The sequence below is a fragment of the Iodidimonas nitroreducens genome (assembly GCA_000710935.1).
Taxonomy (GTDB): Bacteria; Pseudomonadota; Alphaproteobacteria; order Sphingomonadales; family Rhodothalassiaceae; genus Iodidimonas; species Iodidimonas nitroreducens.
Map to the genome: position 1 here is coordinate 67,807 of BAYV01000006.1, position 23,780 is coordinate 91,586.

At 56.3% G+C, this 23,780-nt stretch carries 17 protein-coding genes; 11 read left to right on the forward strand and 6 right to left on the reverse strand.

The features are described from left to right. Window positions 1-75: 75 nt before the first annotated feature. The 3 genes from rpsI to AQ1_RS02220 all read right to left on the reverse strand — a co-directional run bounded on the left by rpsI (window position 76) and on the right by AQ1_RS02220 (window position 2,302). Window positions 76-537 (reverse strand): 30S ribosomal protein S9, encoded by a 462-nt coding sequence (gene rpsI / locus AQ1_RS02210; RefSeq protein WP_313981237.1) that lies wholly within the window; start codon window positions 535-537, stop codon window positions 76-78. 44 nt (window positions 538-581) lie between these two features. Further along, on the reverse strand, window positions 582-1,040 hold the full coding sequence (gene rplM, locus AQ1_RS02215) for a 50S ribosomal protein L13 (RefSeq protein ID WP_042083644.1): 459 nt from the start codon (window positions 1,038-1,040) through the stop codon (window positions 582-584). A gap of 188 nt (window positions 1,041-1,228) precedes the next feature. Next, window positions 1,229-2,302, reverse strand: coding sequence for a COX15/CtaA family protein (locus tag AQ1_RS02220; RefSeq protein WP_081837011.1), 1,074 nt, complete (start codon window positions 2,300-2,302; stop codon window positions 1,229-1,231). Window positions 2,303-2,525: 223 nt separating this feature from the next. Here AQ1_RS02220 and AQ1_RS02225 point away from each other — a divergent pair, with 223 nt between their 5' ends. From AQ1_RS02225 to AQ1_RS02240, 4 genes are all read left to right on the forward strand, one after another. Next, a complete protein-coding gene (locus tag AQ1_RS02225; RefSeq protein ID WP_042083648.1) occupies window positions 2,526-3,038 on the forward strand; it encodes an RNA polymerase sigma factor in 513 nt (170 codons plus the stop codon). A 110-nt stretch (window positions 3,039-3,148) separates the two neighbouring features. Next, window positions 3,149-4,186, forward strand: a complete 1,038-nt coding sequence (locus AQ1_RS02230; RefSeq protein ID WP_042083650.1) for a FecR family protein — start codon at window positions 3,149-3,151, stop codon at window positions 4,184-4,186. A gap of 77 nt (window positions 4,187-4,263) precedes the next feature. After that, window positions 4,264-6,963 carry a TonB-dependent receptor gene (locus tag AQ1_RS02235; RefSeq protein ID WP_052370787.1) on the forward strand — a complete coding sequence of 900 codons (2,700 nt, stop codon included), beginning with the start codon at window positions 4,264-4,266 and terminating at the stop codon, window positions 6,961-6,963. A gap of 24 nt (window positions 6,964-6,987) precedes the next feature. Further along, window positions 6,988-7,851, forward strand: a complete 864-nt coding sequence (locus AQ1_RS02240) for an alpha/beta fold hydrolase (protein WP_042083653.1) — start codon at window positions 6,988-6,990, stop codon at window positions 7,849-7,851. A 120-nt stretch (window positions 7,852-7,971) separates the two neighbouring features. On the opposite strand, the gene AQ1_RS02245 is transcribed toward AQ1_RS02240, so the two are convergent. Then, the gene (locus tag AQ1_RS02245) at window positions 7,972-9,531 is read right to left on the reverse strand and encodes an acetyl-CoA acetyltransferase (RefSeq protein WP_042083656.1); all 1,560 of its coding nucleotides are present in this window, start codon (window positions 9,529-9,531) and stop codon (window positions 7,972-7,974) included. Between the two features lie 279 nt (window positions 9,532-9,810). On the opposite strand from AQ1_RS02245, the gene AQ1_RS02250 reads away from it, so the two are divergent. The 3 genes from AQ1_RS02250 to AQ1_RS02260 all read left to right on the forward strand — a co-directional run bounded on the left by AQ1_RS02250 (window position 9,811) and on the right by AQ1_RS02260 (window position 14,884). Then, window positions 9,811-10,893, forward strand: a complete 1,083-nt coding sequence (locus tag AQ1_RS02250; protein WP_052370789.1) for an efflux RND transporter periplasmic adaptor subunit — start codon at window positions 9,811-9,813, stop codon at window positions 10,891-10,893. 12 nt (window positions 10,894-10,905) lie between these two features. Beyond that, the gene (locus tag AQ1_RS02255; RefSeq protein ID WP_042083658.1) at window positions 10,906-14,046 is read left to right on the forward strand and encodes an efflux RND transporter permease subunit; all 3,141 of its coding nucleotides are present in this window, start codon (window positions 10,906-10,908) and stop codon (window positions 14,044-14,046) included. Between the two features lie 130 nt (window positions 14,047-14,176). Then, a complete protein-coding gene (locus AQ1_RS02260; RefSeq protein WP_161760386.1) occupies window positions 14,177-14,884 on the forward strand; it encodes an endonuclease/exonuclease/phosphatase family protein in 708 nt (235 codons plus the stop codon). A 22-nt stretch (window positions 14,885-14,906) separates the two neighbouring features. On the opposite strand, the gene AQ1_RS02265 is transcribed toward AQ1_RS02260, so the two are convergent. Next, the gene (locus AQ1_RS02265) at window positions 14,907-16,157 is read right to left on the reverse strand and encodes a threonine ammonia-lyase (RefSeq protein ID WP_042083662.1); all 1,251 of its coding nucleotides are present in this window, start codon (window positions 16,155-16,157) and stop codon (window positions 14,907-14,909) included. Window positions 16,158-16,286: 129 nt separating this feature from the next. Continuing rightward, window positions 16,287-17,795, reverse strand: a complete 1,509-nt coding sequence (locus AQ1_RS02270; RefSeq protein ID WP_150007159.1) for a CoA-acylating methylmalonate-semialdehyde dehydrogenase — start codon at window positions 17,793-17,795, stop codon at window positions 16,287-16,289. Window positions 17,796-17,935: 140 nt separating this feature from the next. Here AQ1_RS02270 and hemB point away from each other — a divergent pair, with 140 nt between their 5' ends. The 4 genes from hemB to AQ1_RS02290 all read left to right on the forward strand — a co-directional run bounded on the left by hemB (window position 17,936) and on the right by AQ1_RS02290 (window position 23,760). Then, entirely contained in the window at window positions 17,936-18,943 is a 1,008-nt protein-coding gene (gene hemB / locus AQ1_RS02275) for a porphobilinogen synthase (protein WP_042083664.1), read from the forward strand. A gap of 279 nt (window positions 18,944-19,222) precedes the next feature. Beyond that, entirely contained in the window at window positions 19,223-19,714 is a 492-nt protein-coding gene (locus AQ1_RS14360) for a PAS domain-containing protein (protein WP_052370792.1), read from the forward strand. 81 nt (window positions 19,715-19,795) lie between these two features. After that, the gene (locus AQ1_RS02285) at window positions 19,796-21,619 is read left to right on the forward strand and encodes an amidase (protein WP_081837013.1); all 1,824 of its coding nucleotides are present in this window, start codon (window positions 19,796-19,798) and stop codon (window positions 21,617-21,619) included. A gap of 128 nt (window positions 21,620-21,747) precedes the next feature. Continuing rightward, window positions 21,748-23,760 (forward strand): sensor histidine kinase, encoded by a 2,013-nt coding sequence (locus AQ1_RS02290; protein ID WP_042083666.1) that lies wholly within the window; start codon window positions 21,748-21,750, stop codon window positions 23,758-23,760. Window positions 23,761-23,780: the final 20 nt, after the last annotated feature.

Genomic DNA, 23,780 nt, shown 5'->3' on the forward strand with positions numbered 1-23,780 from the left:
GAAAAAGAAAGCCGGAGTAACCAAAAAAGGCCGCCCCGATAAGGGACGGCCCATTTTTTTGCGATAGACGTAAAATCAGCGCTTGGAGAACTGGAAGCTGCGGCGTGCCTTGGCCCGACCGTATTTCTTGCGTTCCACCATGCGCGCATCCCGGGTCAGGAAACCGGCGGCCTTCAAAGCACCGCGCAATTCCGGCTCATAGCGTTGCAAAGCCTGGGCAATGCCATGCTTCACCGCACCGGCCTGCCCCGAAAGGCCACCGCCTTTAACGGTTGCCACCACATCGAACTGGTTTTTCCGGCCCGAAACATCGAAGGGCTGATTGACCACGAGACGCAGAGTGGGGCGCGCAAAATATTGCGCCTGATCGCGGCCATTCACCGTGATCTTGCCCGAACCCGGCTTCACCCATACGCGGGCAACCGAATCCTTGCGCCGACCGGTGGCATAGGCCCGGCCCTGCGCATCGATTTCCTGCTTGCGTTCAACAACAACATCTGAAGCCGACACATCATCAGTGACAGCGGCCCGGGTCATTTCCTTAAGATCCTGAAGGCTTTGTTTTTCAGTGGCCATGCCCGTTACCTCGCGTTCTTGGGATTCATGCTGGCGAGATCGATCACTTCAGGCTGTTGGGCCTGATGAGGATGATCGGTGCCGGCATAGACTTTGAGATTGCGCATCTGCTGACGGCCCAGCGGACCGCGCGGAATCATGCGTTCAACTGCTTTTTCAACAACCCGCTCGGGAAAGCGCCCTTCCAGAATCTGGCGGGCGGTAGCCTGCTTGATCCCACCGGGATGACCGGTATGGCGATAATAAATCTTCTGATCGCGCTTATTGCCGGTCAGCTTGATCTTATCGGCATTGATGATGATGACATTATCACCACAATCGATATGCGGGGTATAAAGTGGCTTGTGCTTACCGCGGAGGCGCATGGCAACCAAAGATGCAAGACGGCCGAGGACGACCCCTTCCGCATCGATGATCAGCCATTTTTTCTCAACCTCACTCGGCTTGGCCGAATAGGTTTTCATATCCGGTGATCCTTTGTGCTTGGATTGAAATTAAAAAGAAATGCCCCAAAACCCCATGATAAAATTCATGGACATCCGATCCTGAAACACCTCATTCCCTGCGCCATCTATAGCGGCAATCAAAGAAGGTCAAGAAAAAAACGCTTTATTTGGCAGCAGTTTATAATTGTGGTATTTCTATACCGCAATTAAGGCCCATCGCTTTTTCGCACGCTATGCAGATAGCCCACAGCCAATGCCAGAACCACCAGCGCCCCCCCCTGATGGGCAGCCCCCAAAGCCACCGGCACATGATGAAGCAAGGTGAAAATCCCCAGCGCGATCTGCGCACATAAAGCCGCAAATATAAGCCCCGCCAGCATTTTCAGGCGCACGGGCACCCGCCGCCGATAAGTTTTCACCAGCAGGATGATCCCAAAGATAAACAGGGCATAAGCCCCCATGCGATGATCAAATTGCACGGTGGCGCTATTATCGAACAGATTGACCCAAAAGGGGGCCATATCCACCAATTGAGCGGGAACGAATCGGCCATCCATCAAGGGCCAGCTATTGAAAATATAGCCCGCCTTCAATCCCGCCACCAGGCCACCCATGATGATCTGCAAAAAGACAAGGGCGAGCAGCCATTTCGCCAGAGTGCGCAAATGCCCATCGCGATAAGGCCGCCCCCGCGACAACAGATCGAGCGCTGTCCATAAAAGGGCGGAGAAGATCACAAAAGCCAAGGTGAGATGCGCGGTCAGCCGATAATGGCTGACTTCAGGATGATCGATCAGGCCCGATTTCACCATGAACCAGCCAAGAAATCCCTGCGCCCCGCCCAACAGCAAAAGAAACAGCAGCCGCCCCTTATAAGCGCCGGGGACACGGCCCCGGAGCCAGAAAATGGCCAAAGGCAGGGCATAGACCAAGCCGATCAGCCGCCCCAATAAGCGATGGCCATATTCCCACCAGAAAATGCCTTTGAACTGCGCAAGGCTCATTCCGCGATTATTGATCCGATATTCCGGCGAGGCTTTATACTGATCGAAAGCCGCCTGCCATTCCTGTTCGTTGAGGGGCGGCAAAATCCCCGTAACGGGCCGCCAATCGACCATTGAAAGCCCGGATTCCGTCAGCCTTGTGATCCCCCCTACCACCACCATAAGGAAGACCAAGGCCGCAACCCATAAAAGCCAGCGGCCCAAAGCGCGCTCCTGAGCTGAACGACTGCGCAGGCCGCTCCCCGCTTGACCGCTATGTGTTGTAATGCTTTTCATGCCTGCAAGCTAATCCCGCCCCCATCGATACGCAAGGGCGCGTGCATCTCCGCCAGCGGACCTGATGCCGCACCCTTCGTAAAGGCGGGATCATGGGGCTGCATTTTCGGGCGGCTCAATCCGGTTCCTGCGAAATCCCCCGTATAATTCCCTTGCAATGTGCAGATTGGCGCGATCTAATCCACACATCTTTGGGGATATATAACATAAGGCAGCGCCAGACATGAGCAGGCAGCGCAATGCCGAGCTTGATCGCCTTGTCAGAACAGGAAATGCGCGTCTCGTGCGCTCCTTGGTGGGCAAGCTCAATCATCATCAGGATGCGCAGGATACAGCGCAGGATGCCTATGTTCGCTATTTGCGCATGCAAAATCCCGGCCCGATCAGCAATCTGGCCGCCTTCATCGGGAAAAGCGCGCGCAATCTGGCAATTGATAAGCTGCGCACCCGAAAGCGCAAAAGACAGATTGAGCCGCCATCTTTTGACGGTGAGATCAATGATCTGGCCGGGCCGTCTTCAGATGATCCCGAACGCAACCTTGCCGCCAGACAGCAGATCGATGCCATCAGCGAGGCGATCAATGCGCTTCCCCCCCGTTGTCGGCAGGCTTTTATTCTTCACCGCTTTCATGGATTATCTTATGACGCTATCGCTTTGGAATTGCATGTTTCCAAAAGCAGTGTTGAGAAATATATCATCGAAGCCCTGACCGCCTGCCGCAAAAAGATCCTCTGATCAGCCTTCCCGATTGAGGCTGAAGCTTTCTGGTTCGTCATCTTTTATGGACAAATGAAGGCAGCCCCTTAAACCTTGCTCAACCGCATCAAGATGACTGCATCAAAACCATGATAAAACACACGCGCAATAAGGCATTGGATGAGGCAACCCGCTGGTTTGCCCGCTTGCGCGATTCAGATATAAGCGAAATTGAGCAAAAAGCCTTTGCGCAATGGCGGGATGAAAATCTGGCGCACCGCCGTGCCTATGAGGAAATTCAAGCCCTGTGGGCCAGCATGGATGCTTTGGAAGCCATCCCCGAAAGCCAAAAAAATGATCGGGATGCTGAGCACAAGGATGCGCGCCTTGAAGCCCCTGCACCCCAATTCGGCCCGCACCGGGCTTTTCGTTTCCGCCCGCTTGCCGCGGCCATGGTTTTGTTCCTCATCGGTTTTTCCGTTTTTGGCCTAAGCCAGACCGGGGTCATCCCCTGGCCCCAGGATTGGCGTGCAACGCATTATCAGACAGCGGCGGGCGAGCAGCGCACTTTGTTATTGGAAGATGGCACAACGATTTATCTCAATACCCGCAGCCGCATCGCCGTCGATTTCAACCAAAAAGATCGCCATGTGCGGCTAATCCAGGGCGAGGCGCTGTTTGATGTGCGCCCTGATGCGGGCCGGCCCTTTGTAGTGAATGCTGGCGCGGGCACCGTGCGGGTTCTGGGCACCCGCTTCAATATTCATCTGCGCGACGAGGCAACCGAAATTGCGGTGATGGATGGCCATGTGGCGGTCTCGTCGCAAAGCCGCCCATCAACCCCACCCACCCAATTACAAGGCGGCGAAGGGGCGCGCGTTTCGGGCGCCGATGTCAGCGCCAAAAGCCAGATCGATGTGGCCAGCATCACCGCATGGCGAGAGGGACGCCTGATCTATCGCGGCACCCCTTTGGCGCAGGTGGTGAAAGATCTCAATCGTTACATGGTGGATGCCGTACGGATTGGCGATGACACTTTGAACGACATGCGGGTAACGGCGGTGATCCGCATCGAAGACCGCGAGGCCATCCTGAAGGCCCTTGATCTCGCCCTGCCCATCGATCTGATCACCCTGCCCAATGGCACCACGATGCTTTATGAACAAGCCAAGCCAAAAAAAACTTGAGGGGTTTTCTGCCTGAACCGTCTTTGGGATCACAAGCCGCATGAAAAAGCGGCGCAGGTTCCATTTGGGAGATCATCATGGCCCACGTTCTTCGGCAAACACCAAAGCTCCGCACCCTTCTCTTGTCCACCGCGATCACAAGCCTTTCGAGCCTGGGCAGCCTTTCCGCGCTGCCCCTGCTGGCACCGGCCAGCGCGATGGCGGCTGAAGCCCATCATTTCAACATTCCGGCCCAGCCTCTTGATAGCGCCCTCATCGATTTCAGCCTGCAGGCAGGGGTATCGGTTCTGGTCTCTGATGATCTGATCCGCGATCAGCGCTCAAACGAAATCACCGGGCGTTTGGAACAGGATGTCGCCCTTAAAACCCTGCTCAAGGATTCGGGGCTCACATTCGAACGGGTGGATGAAACCACCATTTCGATCAAGGCCATCACCATCGGTGCCGCCGAGGATGATCATCGCCGGCTTTATGCCCAGGCCAATGCAGGCAATGATGCCAATATGCTGCAACGCCCCGATGATCGATCGGCCCAGCCCCGCGTTTTGGAACAAATCTCCGTCACCGCCAGACGCCGGGCTGAAAGCCTGCTCGATGTGCCCATCGCGGTCAGCGCCTTTACCGGCGATGCTTTGGACCGCCTTGGCACCGTCGATATCACCGGCCTCAATCAGCTTGTGCCCAATGTCACCATCGAAGTTTCGCGCGGCACCAATACCACCCTCACCCCGTTCATTCGCGGGGTGGGGCAGCAGGATCCGGTGGCGGGCTTCGAGCAGGGCGTGGGGCTTTATGTGGATGATGTCTATCTCAATCGCCCTCAGGGGGCCGTGCTCGATCTTTATGATATCGAACGGGTCGAGGTTTTGCGCGGGCCGCAAGGCACACTTTATGGCCGCAACACGATTGGCGGGGCCATCAAATATGTCACCAAAAGGATCGCCGATGAGCCGGAATTCAGCGTGCGGGCATCGGGCGGCTCCTTTCGCCAGATCGATTTCGTGGGCACATTTTCCCTGCCCGTGACTGAAACCTTTCGGGTGGGCGGCACCGTGGCCAGCTTTCAGCGCGATGGCTTTGGCGACAATCTCAATCTGGAAGGGCTTGAAAATGGAAGCAAGGATATTCTGGGCGGCCGTCTGAGCGCCGAATGGACCCCGACAAGCGACCTTTATATCCGGCTGGCCGCCGATTGGACCGATGATAATTCCGATCCCCGGCAAGGGGCGCGGCTGACCCCGGGGCTGATATCGGGCGCCCCCGTGCTCGATGATGTGTTCGATACCCGCGCCGGGCTGAATGATCCTGAAGCCAATGTGGTTAATCGCGGTGTATCCGGGCTGATCGAATATACCATCAATGATCGCCTGATGCTGAAAAGCATCACCGCCTATCGGGATAATAAATCCAGCCTGCCTGAAGATTTCGACAGCCTGCCCGCCGCAGATGTCGATGTGGCGCTGATCACCCGCGACGACCAGTTCAGCGAGGAATTGCAACTGCTTTATAATAGCGAGCGATTGAATGGCGTTCTCGGCTTTTTCTATATGGATGCGACCGCATTCAATGCCTTCGATGTGATTTTGGGCACCACCGGCGCTCTGCTTGGCCTGCCCGGGCTCAATGCCTTTACCTTGGGCGATGTGGATACCGAAACCTGGTCGATCTTTGGCGATTTCACTTATGATATCACCACAAACTTGGCGCTCTCTGTGGGTGGGCGCTTTACCAGCGATGAACGCACCGCACGGATCAACCGATCCACTTTTCTGGGCGGACTTTCCCCCCTGCTGGGCGGACCTGAGCGCAACCCCATTGCTACGGCAACCAATTTCAACGGCAGTGAAACCTTCCATGATTTCACCCCCCGGGCCAGCCTGAATTGGAAACCAACCAACGACCACATGCTGTATTTCAGCTTTTCCCAAGGCTTTAAGGGCGGTGGTTTCGATCCCCGGGGTTCAGGGGCGGCAGCACCCGATCTGGATGGCGATGGAATTGCCGGGGCTGCTGATCCCGAAGACGTCAAAGAATTCCTGATGTTCAGCCCGGAAGAGATCACCACTTATGAAATCGGCCATAAAGGCACCATGCTGAATGGACGCCTGAGCAGCTCCATCGCCGCCTTCTGGAGCACCTATGACGATATCCAGATCCCCGGCTCGGTGGGGGTTGATGCCGATAATGATGGGGTTGCCGAAAGCTTTGTGGGCATCACATCCAATGCCGGTGAAGCCCGCATCCGGGGGATCGAGCTTGAATTTGATGCCATTCTGGCCGAAAATCTGATGGCCAGCGGTGATCATCTGAATGCCACGGCGGCGGTTGGCTATATTGATGCCGAATTTCAGGAATTCATCAATGCTTTCGGCCAGGATATTGCCGATCAGGCCACATTCCAAAATACCCCGGAATGGACCGCCAATGTGCGCCTTGATTACAGCCGACCGCTCAAGCTTTTCGGCGCATCGGGCAGCTTGTCGTTCCTGCCTGTTGCCTCTTATCGCTCCACCACCAATCAATTCGAGGTTTCAAGCAACCAACTTGATCAGGAAGGCTATGTGCTGTTTGATATGAGCATTGTCTGGACATCGGATGATGATCGCTGGCAAGTGGGCGTGCATGGCAAGAACCTGACCGACAAGGAATATATTGTTTCGGGCTTTGATTTCGTCAACGATGAAACCCTGGCGCCGGAATTGGGATTGGAAGGCACCCTCACCGCCTTTTTCGGCAATCCCCGGACCTTCACGGGTACAGTCCGCATGAAATTTTAACCAAAAAAACAAGGGGATGAGACCATGTGGCCGCTTCGCCAGTTCAAAAATGCTCAAGGCTTAAGGATCGCCTATCGCGATCAGCCCGAAAACATCGGCAAACCGGCGATTTTATGCCTGCATGGTCTCACCCGCAATTCTTTGGATTTCAGCGATCTGGCCGATCATCTGGGTGCAGATTTCCGGGTTCTGGCCATGGATGTGCGGGGCCGTGGGCGATCCGACCGCGATCCCGATCCGCAAAATTATCACCCCGGCAGCTATGTCGAAGATACCCTGATGCTGCTTGATGATGCGGGCCTTGATGAGGTGATCCTGATCGGCACCTCGATGGGGGGGCTGATGAGCATGATCATGGGGGCGCAGATCAAAGATCGCATCAAGGCCATCATCATCAATGATATCGGCCCGGAAATCGACCCCAAGGGGCTCGACCGCATTCGCGGCTATGTGGGGGCCAGTGCCCCTGCCGGAAGCTGGGCCAAAAACTGGGATGAAGCCCGGGCAAAGATGCAGGCGATCAATGGCGATGCCCTGCCCGGCCTTGATGAGGCGGCCTGGGATCGCTTCACCCGCAATCTGTGTGTTGAAACGGATACTGGGATCATCCCCGATTATGACCCTGCGATTGCCAATGCCATGCAAAGCGGCGAGGCCGTGCCGCCCGATTTATGGCCCTTATGGCAGGGGCTGGATGGCATTCCCATTCTGATCCTTCGCGGCAGCCATTCCGATATTCTGGCGCCCGAGGTGATGGAAAACATGTGCCGCAGCCAGCAAAATTGCCGGGGCGTCACCATCCCGGATCGCGGCCATGCCCCCCTGCTCGATGAACCCGCAGCTTTGGCTGCCATCGATGAATTCCTCGCAGCCTTTCGCGCGGGCTAGAGCGATTTCGAGCGGAGTGGAATCACGACGCGGCCAGGAAATCGCGGTCAACCAAATATTTAGAGCATTTGATCCGATCCCCTTTAATCGGAAAATGCTCTAAGGCTACCCCAAAAACCATCAGATCAAATGGGCCAGCCCACGGCCTTTTTCATCCATGCGCACATCAATCTCCAAGCCAATGGCATCCTCCCCCATCAGGGCATCAAGGGCCGCCTGATCGTCCCCGGCCATATTGGCCAGAAAGCGCCCGCCCGATGGCAGGCGGCCAAATAAAACCCCCTGTTCGGGCCCTTTGCGGGAAAAGCGGACGGTGGCCGCCTCGATCCGGCCCCGGCCTTGGGGTTCGATGATCAGGGGGGGTGCCGCAATGGCATCAATTTCGGCCTGAAGATCGGGGCGATCGCGCTTTTGCCATGGGGTTTGGGGGGGTGCTGCGCTATAAACCCCCATACTGTGTTTGGTCAGATACCAGCCATTGGCAGTGACCAGCCCAAAGCCCCGATCCCGGCCCCGCAGGCGGGCCACCATTTCGGCAATGGCAAACAACGAATAGGCATTGCCCGCCCCGCCAAAATAGGGCAACCCGCCGGTGATGCTTAAGCCACGGGGATCATCATGGGCCAGCCCCAAGGCATCGGCGGCGATTTCAACCGCCACCGGAAAGCAACTGTAAAGATCGATGAAATCGAGATCATCCACCCCAATCCCGGCCTGATCCATGGCGGCGTGGGCCGCCCGGGGGATCGCCTCAGAGCGATGAAATGAGGGGCGTTCGCTCATCAACCAGGCATCATCAAGATCGGCAGCCCCGGCAAGAAACACCCATTGATCGGGGGGCACACCACAGGCCCGGGCTTCATGAACCGAGGTGAGCACAAGGGCGGCAGCCTGATCAACAAAGAGATTGGCATTCATGAATTTGGTATAGGGCCAGGCGATCATGCGATTATCGTCGCTCGCCTCCATGATGGTTTCGGGGCGATGATGGATCGGGGTGGCGGCATGGGGATTGGCTGCCGCCACCGCGCTCATCCGTGAAAAAAGATCGGCAATATGGGCACGATGGCGCGACATGGGCCGCTGATAATGATGGGCCAACGCCGTTTCAAACAGGGGATAGCAATCGGATGGATTGCCCAGACCATGGCGCAGTTCATGGGCCGATATGCCGGGGCGGGGATCGCCGGGGGTGATCAGCGGGCCATCATGATCTTCCGACCAATCAAGGCGCTGCCCCGCCTTTGTGGCAAGGCTGGCAGTGCGGATCGCCTCGCCCCCCACCAAAAGCGCCATGCGCGACCGTCCGGCGCGGATGTCTTCGGCCAAGAGGCTCAGCATCATCTGCGGGCTGTTGCCCCCCAGATGGGGATAAAAACAGCGGGCGGGGCTCGCTCCGATCCGCCGGGCAATGGCCAGCGGATAATGCGAACAGCCCCCATGGGGCGAGGCAAATTGCGGCGCGGAATCGGCAAAGCTGCGGATCACGGCAAGGCTATCGATCTTCTGCGTGATCTTCAGCTTACGCTGAGTATCCCCCGCCCCGCCGCCTGCATCGATCAGAGCTTTTTGGGCCGCATGGGCCAGCAGATCCTGCGGCGAAAGCAAAGCATCGGGGGCAGCATCACGCACAGTGTGCTGGGCACAGCTGATCAGGATCGGTGTTGATGGATCAAGCATGGTTTCTCCCCTTTAAGGCGCATCAGGCTTTATCATCGCGGCAATCACGTCTCGTTGAAAGCCCTCTCAGGCACAGCCTGCCGCTTGGCACAGGGGGGAAAACAATGTTAAATAGTCTCATCTGAAAAATAATCATCACCTGCACCGCAGGATCGGCGGCTGGATCGCGTATCAGGTCTCAATGCCGGTCCAAATGATTGCCATAAATTATTTTTGGTCGTTTTCATCGTCGGCTGCGTAAGTGTTTTCGTAAACTGATCAACTGCATTGGGCTGACTTATGACACGTTTCGCTTCCGTGTTTCTGACACTGATCTCGCTTGCCATTCTGGGGGGTGGGGCTTTTTTGATGTTTTATGAACAAACCCCTGCTGATGGGCGGGGCTTTGGGGATCGCGCCGTGGCGGTGGGGGTGGCAACGGTTTCCACCCATCCCTTTGCTGATCGTATCGAGGCGATTGGCACCACACAGGCCAATGAATCCGTGGTGATCAATGCCCGGGTGGCCGATACCGTGGAAAGCGTCAACTTCAATGATGGGGATATCGTCGAGGAAGGCGATATTCTGGTCACCCTCAATCGCTCTGAACAGGAAGCGCTGTTGGCGGTGTCGCAATCCACCTTGAATGAAGCCCGCCAGCAATTGGATCGCACGCGCGATCTGGTGGAACGCGGCAATGCTTCGCGGGCGGTTCTTGATGAACGGGTGAGGATCGTGGAAACTGCGAAAGCCCAGGTGGATGCTGCTCAATCCCGTATTGCTGATCGGATCGTGCGCGCCCCCTTTGATGGCATTTTGGGGCTCCGCCAGGTCAGCCCCGGCACCTATCTCACATCGGGCACCCCCATCACCACATTGGATGATGTGACCCCGATCAAGCTGGATTTCGCTGTTCCCGAACGCTTTTTGGCCAGCTTGAAAGCCGGCCAGACCGTGGTGGCCCGGGCCGCCGCATTCCCCGATGAAGATTTCGCCGGCAAGGTGATCACCGTTAATTCCCGCGTGGATCCGGTCACCCGCGCAGTTACCGTTCGGGCGGAGATCCCCAATGAAGACAAACGCCTGCGCCCCGGCATGATGATGACCATCGATGTCATCAGCCGCGAGCGCGAAACTCTGGCCGTGCCCGAAGGGGCGGTGGTGCCCTTTGGGCAGGATCAGTTTGTTTATGTGATCAATAATGAAAATATCGCCGAACGCCGAGAGATCAAAATTGGCCTGCGGCGGCCCGGTGTGGTCGAAGTTTTGTCCGGGGTCAAAGCCGGCGAGAAGGTGGTGGTTTCGGGCACCATGCGGCTGCGGCCGGGGATGCCCGTGAAAATCAACGAAACCGCCTCGCCCGCAAGTCGCCCACAGGCCTGAGGAATATCAACCATGCTGCTCTCTGACATGTCCGTCAAACGGCCCGTTTTTGCTGCTGTCATCAGCCTTTTGCTGGTGGCGTTCGGGATCATCAGCTTCACCCTTTTGCCGGTGAGAGAATTGCCCGACATCGATCCGCCCATTGTCAGCATTGATACCGATTATATCGGGGCCTCGGCGGCGGTTGTGGAAACCCGGATCACCCAGATCATCGAGGATCGGATTGCCGGGATCGAGGGCATCAAATCCATCAGTTCCTCGAGCCGCGACGGAAGTTCGCGCATCACCATCGAATTCACCCTCGATCGTGATATCGATGCGGCCGCCAATGATGTACGGGATCGGGTCAGCCGGGTTGTGGATAATCTGCCTGATGAAGCTGATCCCCCTGAAATCTCGAAGGTGGATAGCGATACCGATGCCATCATGTGGTATTCGCTGTCCAGCCCGGTGATGGATGTGATGCAGCTCACCGATTATGCCGAACGTAATATCGTTGATCGGCTTTCGGTGGCAACCGGTGTGGCCAATGTCCGGGTGGGCGGCGATCAAAGCCCATCCATGCGGATCTATCTAGATCCCGCTGCCATGGCGGCGCGCAATCTCACGACCGTTGATGTTGAACAGGCGCTTTTGACAGAAAATGTGGAATTGCCTGCCGGGCGCATCGAATCCACAGATCGGAATCTCACTGTGCGGGTGGAGCGGGGCTATCAAACCGCCGCCGATTTCGCCAATCTCGTTTTGGGTGTGGGCGATGATGGCCATCTCATCCGTTTGGGTGAAATCGCCCGGGTGGAACGCGCCCCCGAAGATGAACAGCGCTTTTATCGTGGCAATGGCCTGCCCCGCGTGGGGCTGGGCATAATTCGCCAATCCACCGCCAATACGCTGGAAGTGGCCAATGCCGTGCGTGCCGAGGCCCAGCGCATCAGCGAGACCCTGCCCGAAGGCATGAGTCTGGATGAAAGCTTTGATGGATCGATCTTCATCGCCGAAGCCATCAACGAAGTCTACATGACCCTGGGCATCGCCATGGTTCTGGTGGTTTTGGTGCTCTATGCCTTTTTGGGATCCATGCGCACGGTTCTGGTGCCTGCGGTCACCGTGCCTGTGTGCATCGTATCGGCCTTCACGGTGATGAGCATTTTAGGGGTCAGCCTTAATCTGCTTACGCTTTTGGCGCTGGTTCTGGCCATTGGCCTTGTGGTTGATGATGCCATTGTGGTTTTGGAAAATATCTATCGCCGCATCGAAGAAGGCGAACCGCGCCTGCTTGCCGCCTATAATGGAGCCCGCCAGGTGGGCTTTGCGGTGATTGCCACCACATTGGTGCTGATCGGTGTGTTTGTGCCGATTGCCTTTCTCGAAGGCAATGTGGGGCGACTGTTTTCTGAATTGGGCATCACCCTGGCCACCACAGTTGCCTTCTCAAGCCTTGTGGCCCTTACCCTGACCCCCATGATGTGCTCGCGGCTTTTACGCCGCGCCGGCTCGAAAAACTGGGCCACAGCCAGGATTGACGATGGCTTTCAAAAAGGCCGCAGCGCTTATGCCCGCGCTCTGGATTATTGTTTTGCCCATAAATTTATCATCTTGTTGTTGTTTCTCTCGGTCAGCGCCTCGATCTTTGGCCTGATGCGGGCGATACCCACCGAATTGGCCCCGCGCGAAGACCGGGGCGCATTTTTCATCATTGCCCGCGGACCGGAAGGCGCCGGCTTTGAATATATGCGCGAACAGATGAAAGAGGTTGAAGACCGGGCGATGTATCTGGTCAATGAAACCAAGGAAGCCCGGGTCATCATCGTGCGTGCCGATGGCGATAATACCGGCTTTTCCATCGTCGTGCTCGAACCCTGGTCCAATCGCAATCGCTCGGCTGATGAAATCATCGAAGAATTGCGCGGCAAGCTTGCCAGCATGACCGGGGTGAGCGTGTTCATCAATATGCGTCAGGGCATTTCCGCCACCGGCGGACGTGATCCGGTCAATTTCGTTGTTGGCGGCAATACCTATGAGGATCTGGCGCAATACCGCAACATTCTTGAAGAAGAAGCTGCCAAGCTGCCCCTGATCGGGGTGGATACGGATTATCGCGAAACCCAGCCGCAATTACGGGTCTCGATCGATCGCAATCGCGCCGCCGATCTGGGGGTTTCCGTCGCCACCGTGGGTCGCACTCTTGAAACCATGCTGGGCGGACGCCGGATCACCACCTTCATCGAACGCGGTGAGGAATATGATGTGATCTTGCGGGCCGATGATGCCGACCGCAGGCAGCCCTCGGATCTGACCAATATCTATGTGCGGTCGGATACGTCCGGCGAATTGATCCCCCTTTCTTCGGTGATCAAGATCGAAGAACAGGCGGCCAGCGCCACCCTCAATCGCTATAATCGTGTGCGGGCGCTGACCCTGACCGCGCAATTGGCAGATGGTTATTCTCTTGATCAGGCCTTGAGCGATCTTGAAAATATTGTGCGGACCAATATGCCCGATGTTTCCTCCATCGATTATAAGGGCGAAAGTCGCGAATTGAAGGAAGCGGGCAGCGCTGTTTTCTTCACATTTGCCATGGCCTTTCTGGTGGTTTTCCTGATCCTCGCTGCCCAGTTCGAAAGCTTTATCCATCCCTTTGTGATCATGCTTACCGTGCCTTTGGCTGCGGCAGGGGGGCTTTTGGGGCTGTATCTGGCAGGGTCTTCCCTCAATATTTATAGCCAGATCGGGCTTGTGATGCTGATCGGCCTGGCCGCCAAAAATGGTATTCTGATCGTTGAATTTGCCAATCAGCTTCGGGATGAAGGCAAAGAGGTGCGCGAAGCGATCATTGAAGCCTCGATGATCCGCTTGCGGCCCATTCTGATGACCAGCATTTCCACGGTGATGGGCGCTGTGCCCCTGATCATTGCCACCGGCCCGGGATCGGCGAGCCGCCTGACTATTGGCGTCGTGATCTTTTCCGGGGTGGCTTTATCAACCATCCTCACCTTGTTCATGGTTCCGGTGTTTTATGACATGCTGGCAAAATATACCCGCTCGCCGGGTTATGAGGCGGCCCGCCTGCAAAAACAGCAGGCGGAACGCGAACGCCAAGCTGCCGGTTCAGATGGGGGCTTAAGTGGTGCGGCCGGTTCCCCTGCGGAATAAGCTCGAAAGACCTTTCATCACAGCCAGACTATGGGGCGGGGATCATTCCCGCCCTTCTTTTTTAAAGTGACGTTCATAGCCTTTAAGCGCCCCTTATGATCAGATTGCTTTGCAACAAAGGATGATCAGCGTGAGCCAATTTCGGATCGCCAGCTATAATGTGCATAGCTGCATCGGCACGGATCGTCATTTTGCGCCGGAACGCATCGTTGATGCCCTGCGCGAAATCGATGCCGATATCGTTGCCCTGCAGGAATTGGGCTGGCATCATCGGGGGCGGCGCAATTTCGATCAATTCGCCTTCATCCGCGAGATGACCGGCTATCATATCATCGAAGGGCCAACCAAATCCCATGCGCGTGCCCATTATGGCAATGCCATCCTGATGCGCGAACCGGCGCATGCCTATCGCACCCTTGATCTATCCTGGCCCCTGCATATTCCGCGCGGTTGTGTGATTGCGCAAACCCGCTTTGGCGCAGAACCGCTGATCATCATCAATGTGCATCTGGGGCTCACCCCATGGGATCGGGCGCGGCAATTAAAGCGTTTGATCGCGGAAATCCACGACCATGGCGATCAGAACATCATCATGATGGGGGATTTCAATAGCTGGAAACCGGCAGGGGCGATGTTTCGCCCCCTATCCCAGCTTTTGCCGCACTATACCGCGCTGCCCACATTCCACAGCCGGGCCCCGCGCGTGCCCCTTGATCGCATCTATCTTTCGCCAAAGCTCGCCTTTCAATCGGCCGAAGTCTGGCGCACGCCAGCCACAGCCAAAGCATCCGATCATCTGCCGGTGGTTGCCGATATTACATGGCGACCTTTAATATGATCGAGCAGGATCGCGAACAGCCTCAGCCGCGCATGGCCATGGCGCCGGATGTATCGGTCACTTCAAGGCCAACCTCTTCCAAAGCCTTGATCAAACGCTCCCCATGCAGGCGATCCTTGGTTTCCACCACCAGTTCGATTTCGGTATATTTGACCGGTGCCGTGGCAAATTGCCTTTGGTGATACACTTCCACGATATTCGCCCCGATGCGGCCAACGATGGCCGTTACCCGCGCCAAGGCGCCGGGCAGATCAAGGGTCGTGACCTTCAGCCGGGAAATGCGCCCATCCCGCACCATGCCGCGCATCACGCAAAAAGAAAGGGTGCGCGGATCGATATTCCCCCCGCATAAAGGCAGGCCCACCTTTTTACCGCGAAACAGATCGGGAAATTGCAAAACCGCCGCCAAGCCCGCAGCCCCTGCCCCTTCAACCACCACTTTTTCGATCTCCATCAGGGCATCAATGGCATCTTCGATCATCGATTCCTTGACGATCAGAATATCATCCACCAAAGCCCGCACCACTTCGCGAGTCAAAAGCCCCGGCATTTTCACCGCGATCCCTTCGGCAATCGTCACCTTGGTGGGCCTGATTTCACGCCCTTCCAAAGCCGCTTTCATCGCCGGATAGGCTTCGGTTTGCACCCCGATGATTTTGATTTTGGGATTGATATGGCGGGCGGCCACGGCAATGCCCGAAATCAGGCCCCCGCCACCAATCGGCACCACCAAAACATCAAGATCAGGAAAACTTGCCAGAAATTCAAGCGCCAAAGTGCCCTGCCCCGCCATCACCAAAGGATCATCGAAGGGGTGAATGAAAACGGCGCCTGTCTCGGCCTCGAATATGCGGGCAGCATCAGAAGATTCGCTCAAAGTTTCGCCGCTCAAAACAACGGTCGCCCCCAGCCTTTCGGTATTGCGCACCTTGGTGAAGGGGGTGCCTTCGGGCATGAAGATGGTGGTCGGAATATTCAGCCTGTTGGCATGATAGGCTACACCCTGAGCATGATTGCCCGCCGACATCGCCACCACGCCGCGCTTGCGTTCTTCATCGGATAAAGCCGACAGACGATTGAGCGCCCCGCGCTCCTTGAAAGAGGCGGTGAACTGGAAAATCTCGAATTTGAGAACGATCTCCGCCCCGGTCAGCGCCGAAAGCGTTTCAGAACGGGCTGCAGGCGTATTCAAAACCGCATCCTTGATGACACGGGCCGCCGCCTCGATATCAGAAAAGCTGATGGGCAAAGCTGGCTGAGTTTGATCTTTCATGGGGCCTTGTACCTGAAATCATCGTTAAACGGGGGGGCACAGTCCTGTACTCCAACTCTGTGCCCCAACCCTGTGCCATAGTCCCGGCCCTAAAGTCTAGGGCGAGGACTGTGGGTTCAGCAGAAACGATCAATCATTGAGCGTTGGGATAAAGAAATCGGCACCGGCACGCACCCCTTTCGGCCAGCGACTGGTGACCGTTTTGATCTTGGTATAGAAATGCACCCCGGCCGTGCCATGCTGATTGGTATCGCCAAATGACGATTGTTTCCATCCCCCGAATGTGTGAAAGGCCACCGGCACCGGGATCGGCACATTGATGCCCACCATGCCCACCTCCACACGATCAGCATAATCCCGCGCGGCATCCCCATCGCGGGTGAAAATGGATGTTCCGTTTCCGTAAGGATGCTGTGTGGGCAGGGACATGGCATCTTCAAAATTGGGGCTGCGCATGATCTGCAAAACCGGGCCGAAAATTTCATCCCGATAGCTTTGCATGGTCGGTGTCACCTGATCAAACAGGCTGGCCCCCATGAAAAAGCCCTTTTCATAGCCTTGAATGCCGCAGCGATAATCGCGGCCATCAACCAGCAATTTCGCCCCTTCACGCACCCCCATATCGATATAGCTTTTCACTTTGGCATGATGTTCGGCGGTGACCAATGGCCCCATTTCCATCTCGGGATCAAGGGATGGACCGATCTTCAATTCGCCAATACGGGGAATCAGCCGTTCGATGATCGCATCAGCCACCTGATCGCCCACCGCCACGGCCACCGGATTGGCCATGCAGCGTTCACCCGCCGAGCCATAGGCCGATCCGATGAGGCTATCCACCACCAGATCAATATCGGCATCGGGCATCACGATCATATGGTTTTTGGCGCCGCCCATGGCCTGCACCCTTTTCCCCGCAGCGGCCCCGCGCGCATAAACATATTGGGCAATGGGGGTACTGCCCACAAAGCTCACCGCCTTGATCCCGGCATGATCGAGCAGGCCATCCACCGCCCCCTTATCGCCATGCAAAACATTCAAAACCCCCGGAGGCGCCCCGGCTTCCAACATCAATTCGGCCAAACGCAAAGGTACCGAGGGATCTTTTTCCGATGGCTTCAAAACCACCGTATTGCCGCACGCAATGGCCATGCCGAACATCCACATGGGGATCATGGCCGGGAAATTGAAAGGTGTGATGCAGGCTACCGCGCCCAGGGGCTTGCGCATGGAATAAACATCGATCCCATCCGACACCGCATTGGAATATTCCCCTTTCATGAAATGGGGAATACCGCAGGCAAATTCGATCACCTCCAGCCCGCGCTGCACATCGCCGCGCGCATCTTCAAAAACCTTGCCATGTTCTGACGATAAAAGCCGCGCCAGATTATCCTTATCGGCGGTGGCCAATTCCAGAAATTTGAACAGGATGCGGGCCCGTCGCACTACCGATGTACGCGACCAATTAGGAAAGGCATCGACAGCGGCCTTCACGGCTTCATTGATTTCAGCGCTATCCGCCAGCGGTGTTTTGCCCTGCACCTCGCCGGTAGAAGGATTAAACACATCATGAAAGGCACCCGATGTGCCTGGACGATGTTTGCCATTGATGAAATGGGTGTGGTTAACGGTCATGATCAGTCCCCAATAATTCTGGTTTTTTATCCTTGAGCCATTTCCGCCCAAGGGTGCTTTTCAAGGATGCCACGACTGGGCTATCACTTGAAGCGAAGAAATCTCGTCTCGCCCGATCTTGATGCAAAGGATCAAACAACATGGCTGCATTTTCCGGTCGTTTCCCCGCCACCCGCCTGCGCCGCACCCGCGCCACCCAATGGTCGCGGCGGCTTGTGGCCGAAACACGGCTCGGCCCAAATGATCTGATCTGGCCGGTTTTCATCACCGCAGGCGATGCCGATCAGCCGATTGAAAGCATGCCCGATGTCAGCCGCTTTTGTTTGGCCAGCATCGCCGATCAGGCCAGAATGGCTGCCGATCTGGGAATCCCGGTGATTGCCCTGTTCCCCAATACCCCCACCGCATTGCGCAGCGATGATGGCGGCGAGGCGCTGAACCCCAAAAATCTGGTGTGCCAAGCCATTCGCAGCATCAAGAAAGCCGTGCCAGAGATCGGCATCATGGCGGATGTGGCCCTTGATCCCTATACCAGCCATGGTCAGGATGGATTGGTGGATCGCCATGGCACGGTCATGAATGATGCCACCATCGATGTTCTGATCCGGCAGGCCGTGGTGCAGGCAAACGCGGGCTGCGATATCATCGCCCCATCCGATATGATGGATGGCCGGGTGGAAGCCATTCGGGCAGCCCTTGATCAGGCCGGCCATCAATCGGTGCAGATCATGGCCTATGGCGCAAAATACGCCTCGGCTTATTATGGGCCCTTTCGCGATGCTGTTGGTTCGGGCGGCTTATTGAAAGGCGACAAGAAAACCTATCAGATGGATCCGGCCAATAGCGATGAAGCCTTGCGCGAGGTGGCGCTCGATATCGCCGAAGGGGCCGATAGCGTGATCATCAAGCCGGGGATGCCCTATCTTGATATCATCAGCCGGGTGCGGCAATCCTTCAATATCCCGATCTTCGCCTATCAGGTTTCAGGGGAATATGCCATGCTCCAAGCCGCAGCCAGAGCCGGGGCCCTTGATCTTGATGCCGCCATGCTCGAAGCCCTGCTTGCCTTCCGCCGCGCCGGGGCCGATGGCATTATCAGCTATTTTGCCCCCCGGGCCGCACGCCTGCTGAATGGGTCCTCAGCCTAGCTGATAAAAGGTGAGGCCAGATAGCCAAGAGGTTCTGACCCTCGGGGGTTGGTCCCGGCATTTTATGCGCCGGTGCCCCAGATTGGACAAAAACAAGACATATTTTCATGCTTCTATATCTATGGTTTCAAGTGCAGTTAATTATTTATTAACCTTTTAATCAAACTGCACATGGCCTTTGTTTGTGGAAATTCAAATAAAGAACACCATATATACATGAATATCAGTAGAAGCGTGAATGCGTTCAGACCTGCGGGGTGCGAAAGGACAAGTATCGACATGCTTTCCAATCGGCGCACTGTGAGCACGGCTGAGCAGATTCGCAGCCCCGAATTGCAAAGGCTGTTCGCTTATTGGAACAGCGTGCGCGGGGGCCGCTTTGCGCCGGCCCGCAAAGATATCAACCCCAAGGATATCCGCGATATTTTGGGCCATCTGTTGTTGGTGGATGTGGCTGCGGGACGCAAGGATCTGCGCATCCGGTTGATGGGCACCCGCCTTGTGAATTGTTTTGATCGGGATCTGACCGGCCAGATGATCGCCCATCATCAAGACCCCCTATTGCATCTGCTGGAAAGCTATTGCCATCCGGTTTTAAACGAACGCGCCCCGGTTTTGTTTGGGCCGATCCAGTGCCATATGGATCAGGTCGATATTTTTATCCATGAAACTCTGGCTCTGCCCCTGTCTCCTGATCAATCGCGCATCAATATGCTGCTCATGGGTATGTCTTGCCAGCCCCGAAGCAATATCGGCCCCTTGGCCGCCTAAAACAGCAAATCCTTGGCACGGCCCCCATGGCGTCTTAAAGTCAATGCCACATCATAGTGGAAACGCATAGAGGGGGATCGCATGGCCATTAAAGACAAGCCCGTTAATAAACAAACCGGCAAAGCACAACCGGAAGACACCATATCCCATAGCCGCCGCACGCTTTTGCTGGGGGGAGCGGCCATCGGCCTTGCCGGTGCCAGTGTTGGGGCGAGCGCCGTGATGGCGCGGGAAGCCGGCCCCGGCGCCGGCAAAAACACCCCGCCCCTTGATCAGGGGGTGGTGGCCCAATGCGAAAAAATGCTCGATCTGGCCTTCGATGATGATGAACGCGCCCAGATTCTGGCCACCCTTGATGATCAGCTCGAAGGCATCCGGGCCTTGCGCGGGGTGGCTTTCGATAATGCCGATGCCCCGGCTCTGGTTTTTGATCCGCGCCTTCCCGGCAGCCAATTTGCCCCCCAATCGGGCGGTGTGACCCATGCCATCGCCCGCAATGCCGCTGCTCCGGGCAGTGCCGAGGATGTGGCCTATGCCCCGGTGACGCTGTTGTCACGCTGGATCGAAAGCGGCGAGATCACATCGCGCGAGATCACCGAAATCTATCTGGAACGGATCGCCCGCTATCGCCCGATGCTGGAAAATTTCGTGACTGTAACCGATGATCTGGCCCTGGAACAGGCCACCCGCGCCGATCAGTTGCTGGCCGATGGCCAAAGACGGGGGCCTTTGCACGGCATCCCTTATGGCCTGAAGGATATCATTGATACCAAAAATATTCCCACCACATGGGGGGCCACCCCCTTTGCCGACCGTGTGGCCAAAAACGATGCCACCATTGTTAAAATGCTGGAAAATGCCGGGGCGGTTCTGCTGGGAAAAACCACCAATGGCGCCATTGCTTATGGCGATATCTGGTTTGGCGGGGTCACCCGCAATCCGTGGAACCCGCGTGAAGGATCGTCGGGCTCATCGGCGGGATCGGCTTCGGCCACGGCGGCGGGTTTATGCGGCTTTTCCATCGGCACTGAAACTTTGGGCTCCATTGTCAGCCCATCGGCGCGCTGCGGCACCACCGGCCTGCGCCCCACCTTTGGCCGGGTGCCGCGCACCGGTGCCATGGCCTTGTGCTGGTCCCTTGATAAGCTTGGCCCGATCTGTCGCACTGCTGCCGATACGGCGCTGGTGCTTGAAGCCATCAATGGCCCCGATCAGGGAGACCCTTCGGCTCTTCAGCATGGTTTTCAATGGGATGCGGCGGCCAAGGTGGATGGCTTTCGGGTGGGCTATGATCCGGCATGGTTTCAAAATGGCCATGATATCGACCGCAAAGTGCTGGATGTGGCCCGCAGCCTGCCGGTAGAGATGGTTGAAATCGCCCTGCCCGATTGGCCCTATCAAACCCTGCTGCCTCAGCTTGAAGCCGAAGCCGCTGCCGCTTTTCAGGAACTGACCTTAGGCAACCGCGATGATGAACTGGTTTGGCAGGCCGATGAAGCCTGGCCCAATAGCTGGCGGCGGGCGCATTTCTTATCGGCGGTCGATCTTATTCAGGTGGATCGGTTCCGGCGGCGGGTGATGGCCATGATGGCCGAACGCTTTGCTGATCTGGATGTGATTTTAAGCCCCAATTTCGCCGGCGGGCTGTTGATCATCACCAATTATACCGGCCATCCGTGCCTCACTATGCGCGCAGGCTTTACTGATATGCCCACGCGCACGGCCTTTGGTTTGCCAAAGCCTGATAATCCCGAAATCGTCTCGGTTCCCCATAATATCACCCTTTGGGGGCCGCTGTTTGAAGAACGGAAGCTTCTCACCATGGGGGCGGCTCTTGAACAAAAGCTGGGGGTTTCCGAGGCCCGCCCGCCCCTTGATCAATGGCGGCATAAGCTGGGCAAATAAAGGAAACAGCACCCTCCCGGTCATCCATTCCCTTAGGAATATTAAGGAAATGCTCATCAAAGTTGCGTATGATCACAAAATCGTGCGGATCCAGTGCTGAGCTTGAATGACCGGGATGAAAGCCCTTCGTGAACCAGATCGAGACAGACCACAATAGCGTCTCCCGTTTGCTGGCGCCTTTGCTCCTGATCCTTTTATGTGTTGGGATCGTTTTCGCGTTCAGTTGGCAATTGGAACGCGAAGCCGCCAAAAGCCGCCATCAACAGGAACGCATCACGAGCCTCAATCGTCTGAGCGCGATCTCTGCCGGATTGGAAGGGGCGCTGCTCCGCGATATGGCCCTGTCGAAAGCTCTGGCTGTCGAACTGTCTACCCATCCCGATATCACGACCGAAAATTATGGGCGCTTTGTGGATGCTCTTTTGAGCGGAACCACCGCCATCACCCATCTTTCCGCCGCCAAAGATATGCAGATCATCTCGGTTTATCCGCTGGCGGGAAATGAAATCACTTTGGGGATGGATTATCGCGATATCCCCGAACAATTCAGCAGCATAGAAAAAGCCTTGAAAGCCTCCGCCCCGGTGCTGACCGGCCCGGTGACACTGGTTCAGGGCGGAGGGGAGCGGTTCATCATCCGCATGCCCATACCCGGTGCCCTGCCGCAGGAGGGGCGGTTTTTATCATCGGTGATCGATCATCAGAAACTTTATGCGCAGGCGGGCCTTGATCGCGCCGATCAGCCCCTTGATGTGGCGATCCTTGCCTCGGGCGAGGATATGAGCAATGCGCTTTTTTATGGAAATTCCGACATCCTTGATCAAGCACCGGTTCTGACCCGGGTAGAATTGCCCGCCGGATTATGGCAATTGGCGGCGATCCCCAAAGGCGGCTGGCAGCAAAGCGGGATGAAAATGGCCGATCTCATCCCATTGCCGCTGCTGACTTTCGCCGCCGGTTTGATGATCTTTTATGTGCGCGACCGGCGTTTAACCGAAAAGGCTCTGGCCCGGCGCGCCCTGCAGCAATCGGCACAGCGCTTTCGCCGATTATTTGAAAATGCCAGCGATGGTATTTTGATCCTTGATGATGCCAACGGTAAAATTCTCGATGCCAATCCCAAAGCTTCGGACATTTTAAAAAGTCCGCTCAGCGCCCTTCAGAACCGTTCTTTTGAAGATTTCATCGATCCATCGCGCGGGGCTCTCCATGATCTGGAACCGATAAGGCTTGAAGCAACAGACGGTGATCCCGATCATCGGATGGTGATTGGCCTGCTGCCCGCCGATGGCCATGCCATCACCGGAGAAATCAGCACCGGCTGGATGGAGCAGGATGAAAAATCCCTGCGGATCGTTCATCTTCGCGATATATCGGGGCGCATGCATTATGAAGCGGAATTGCGAAAAGCCCGCATGATCGCGGAAACCGCCAATGAGCTGAAATCCCGTTTTCTGGCCAATTTCAGCCATGAAATCCGCACACCCCTGAATGCCATCGTCGGTTTTTCAGAAATCATCAGACGCGGGCTTTTCGGCGAAATCAAGCCGGCGCGCTATGCCGGCTATATCGATGATATTCACCATAGCGGCGAACATCTTCTGGTGGTGATCAATGATATTCTCGATCTTTCAAGGATCGAAGCCGGGGAAATGCCCATCACCCCCGATTGGGTTGCCATCCATAGCCTGTTTGAAGAATGCAACAGCATCACCATCCAATTGGCCCGTGACAAAGGCATCGTTTTAAGCATCATGCCCCCGGATGTGCCTTTATCCCTTTATGCTGATCGCGCGCGCCTGCGCCAGATTTTGCTCAATCTGATCGGTAATGCCATCAAATTCACTTTGCCGGGCGGTTCGGTTTTCGTTTATTGCGAAGAACGCAGCGATGGTGCCTATGCGCTTTGTGTAAAGGATAATGGCATCGGCATGAGCCCGGATCATCTGGCCGATGCCCTGCGACCCTTTGGCCAAATTGCATCGAAAAAATCAGTGGATCAATCCGGCTCCGGGCTCGGGCTCACCTTATCCAAGGCTTTGTGTGATCTGCAATCCATCAGACTTGATATAAAATCCAAGCCCAATGAAGGCACGCGCATCAGCCTCACCATCCCTGCCCGGCTGATGCGCCTTGAATAAGGGTGCATCCGTTCAAACAC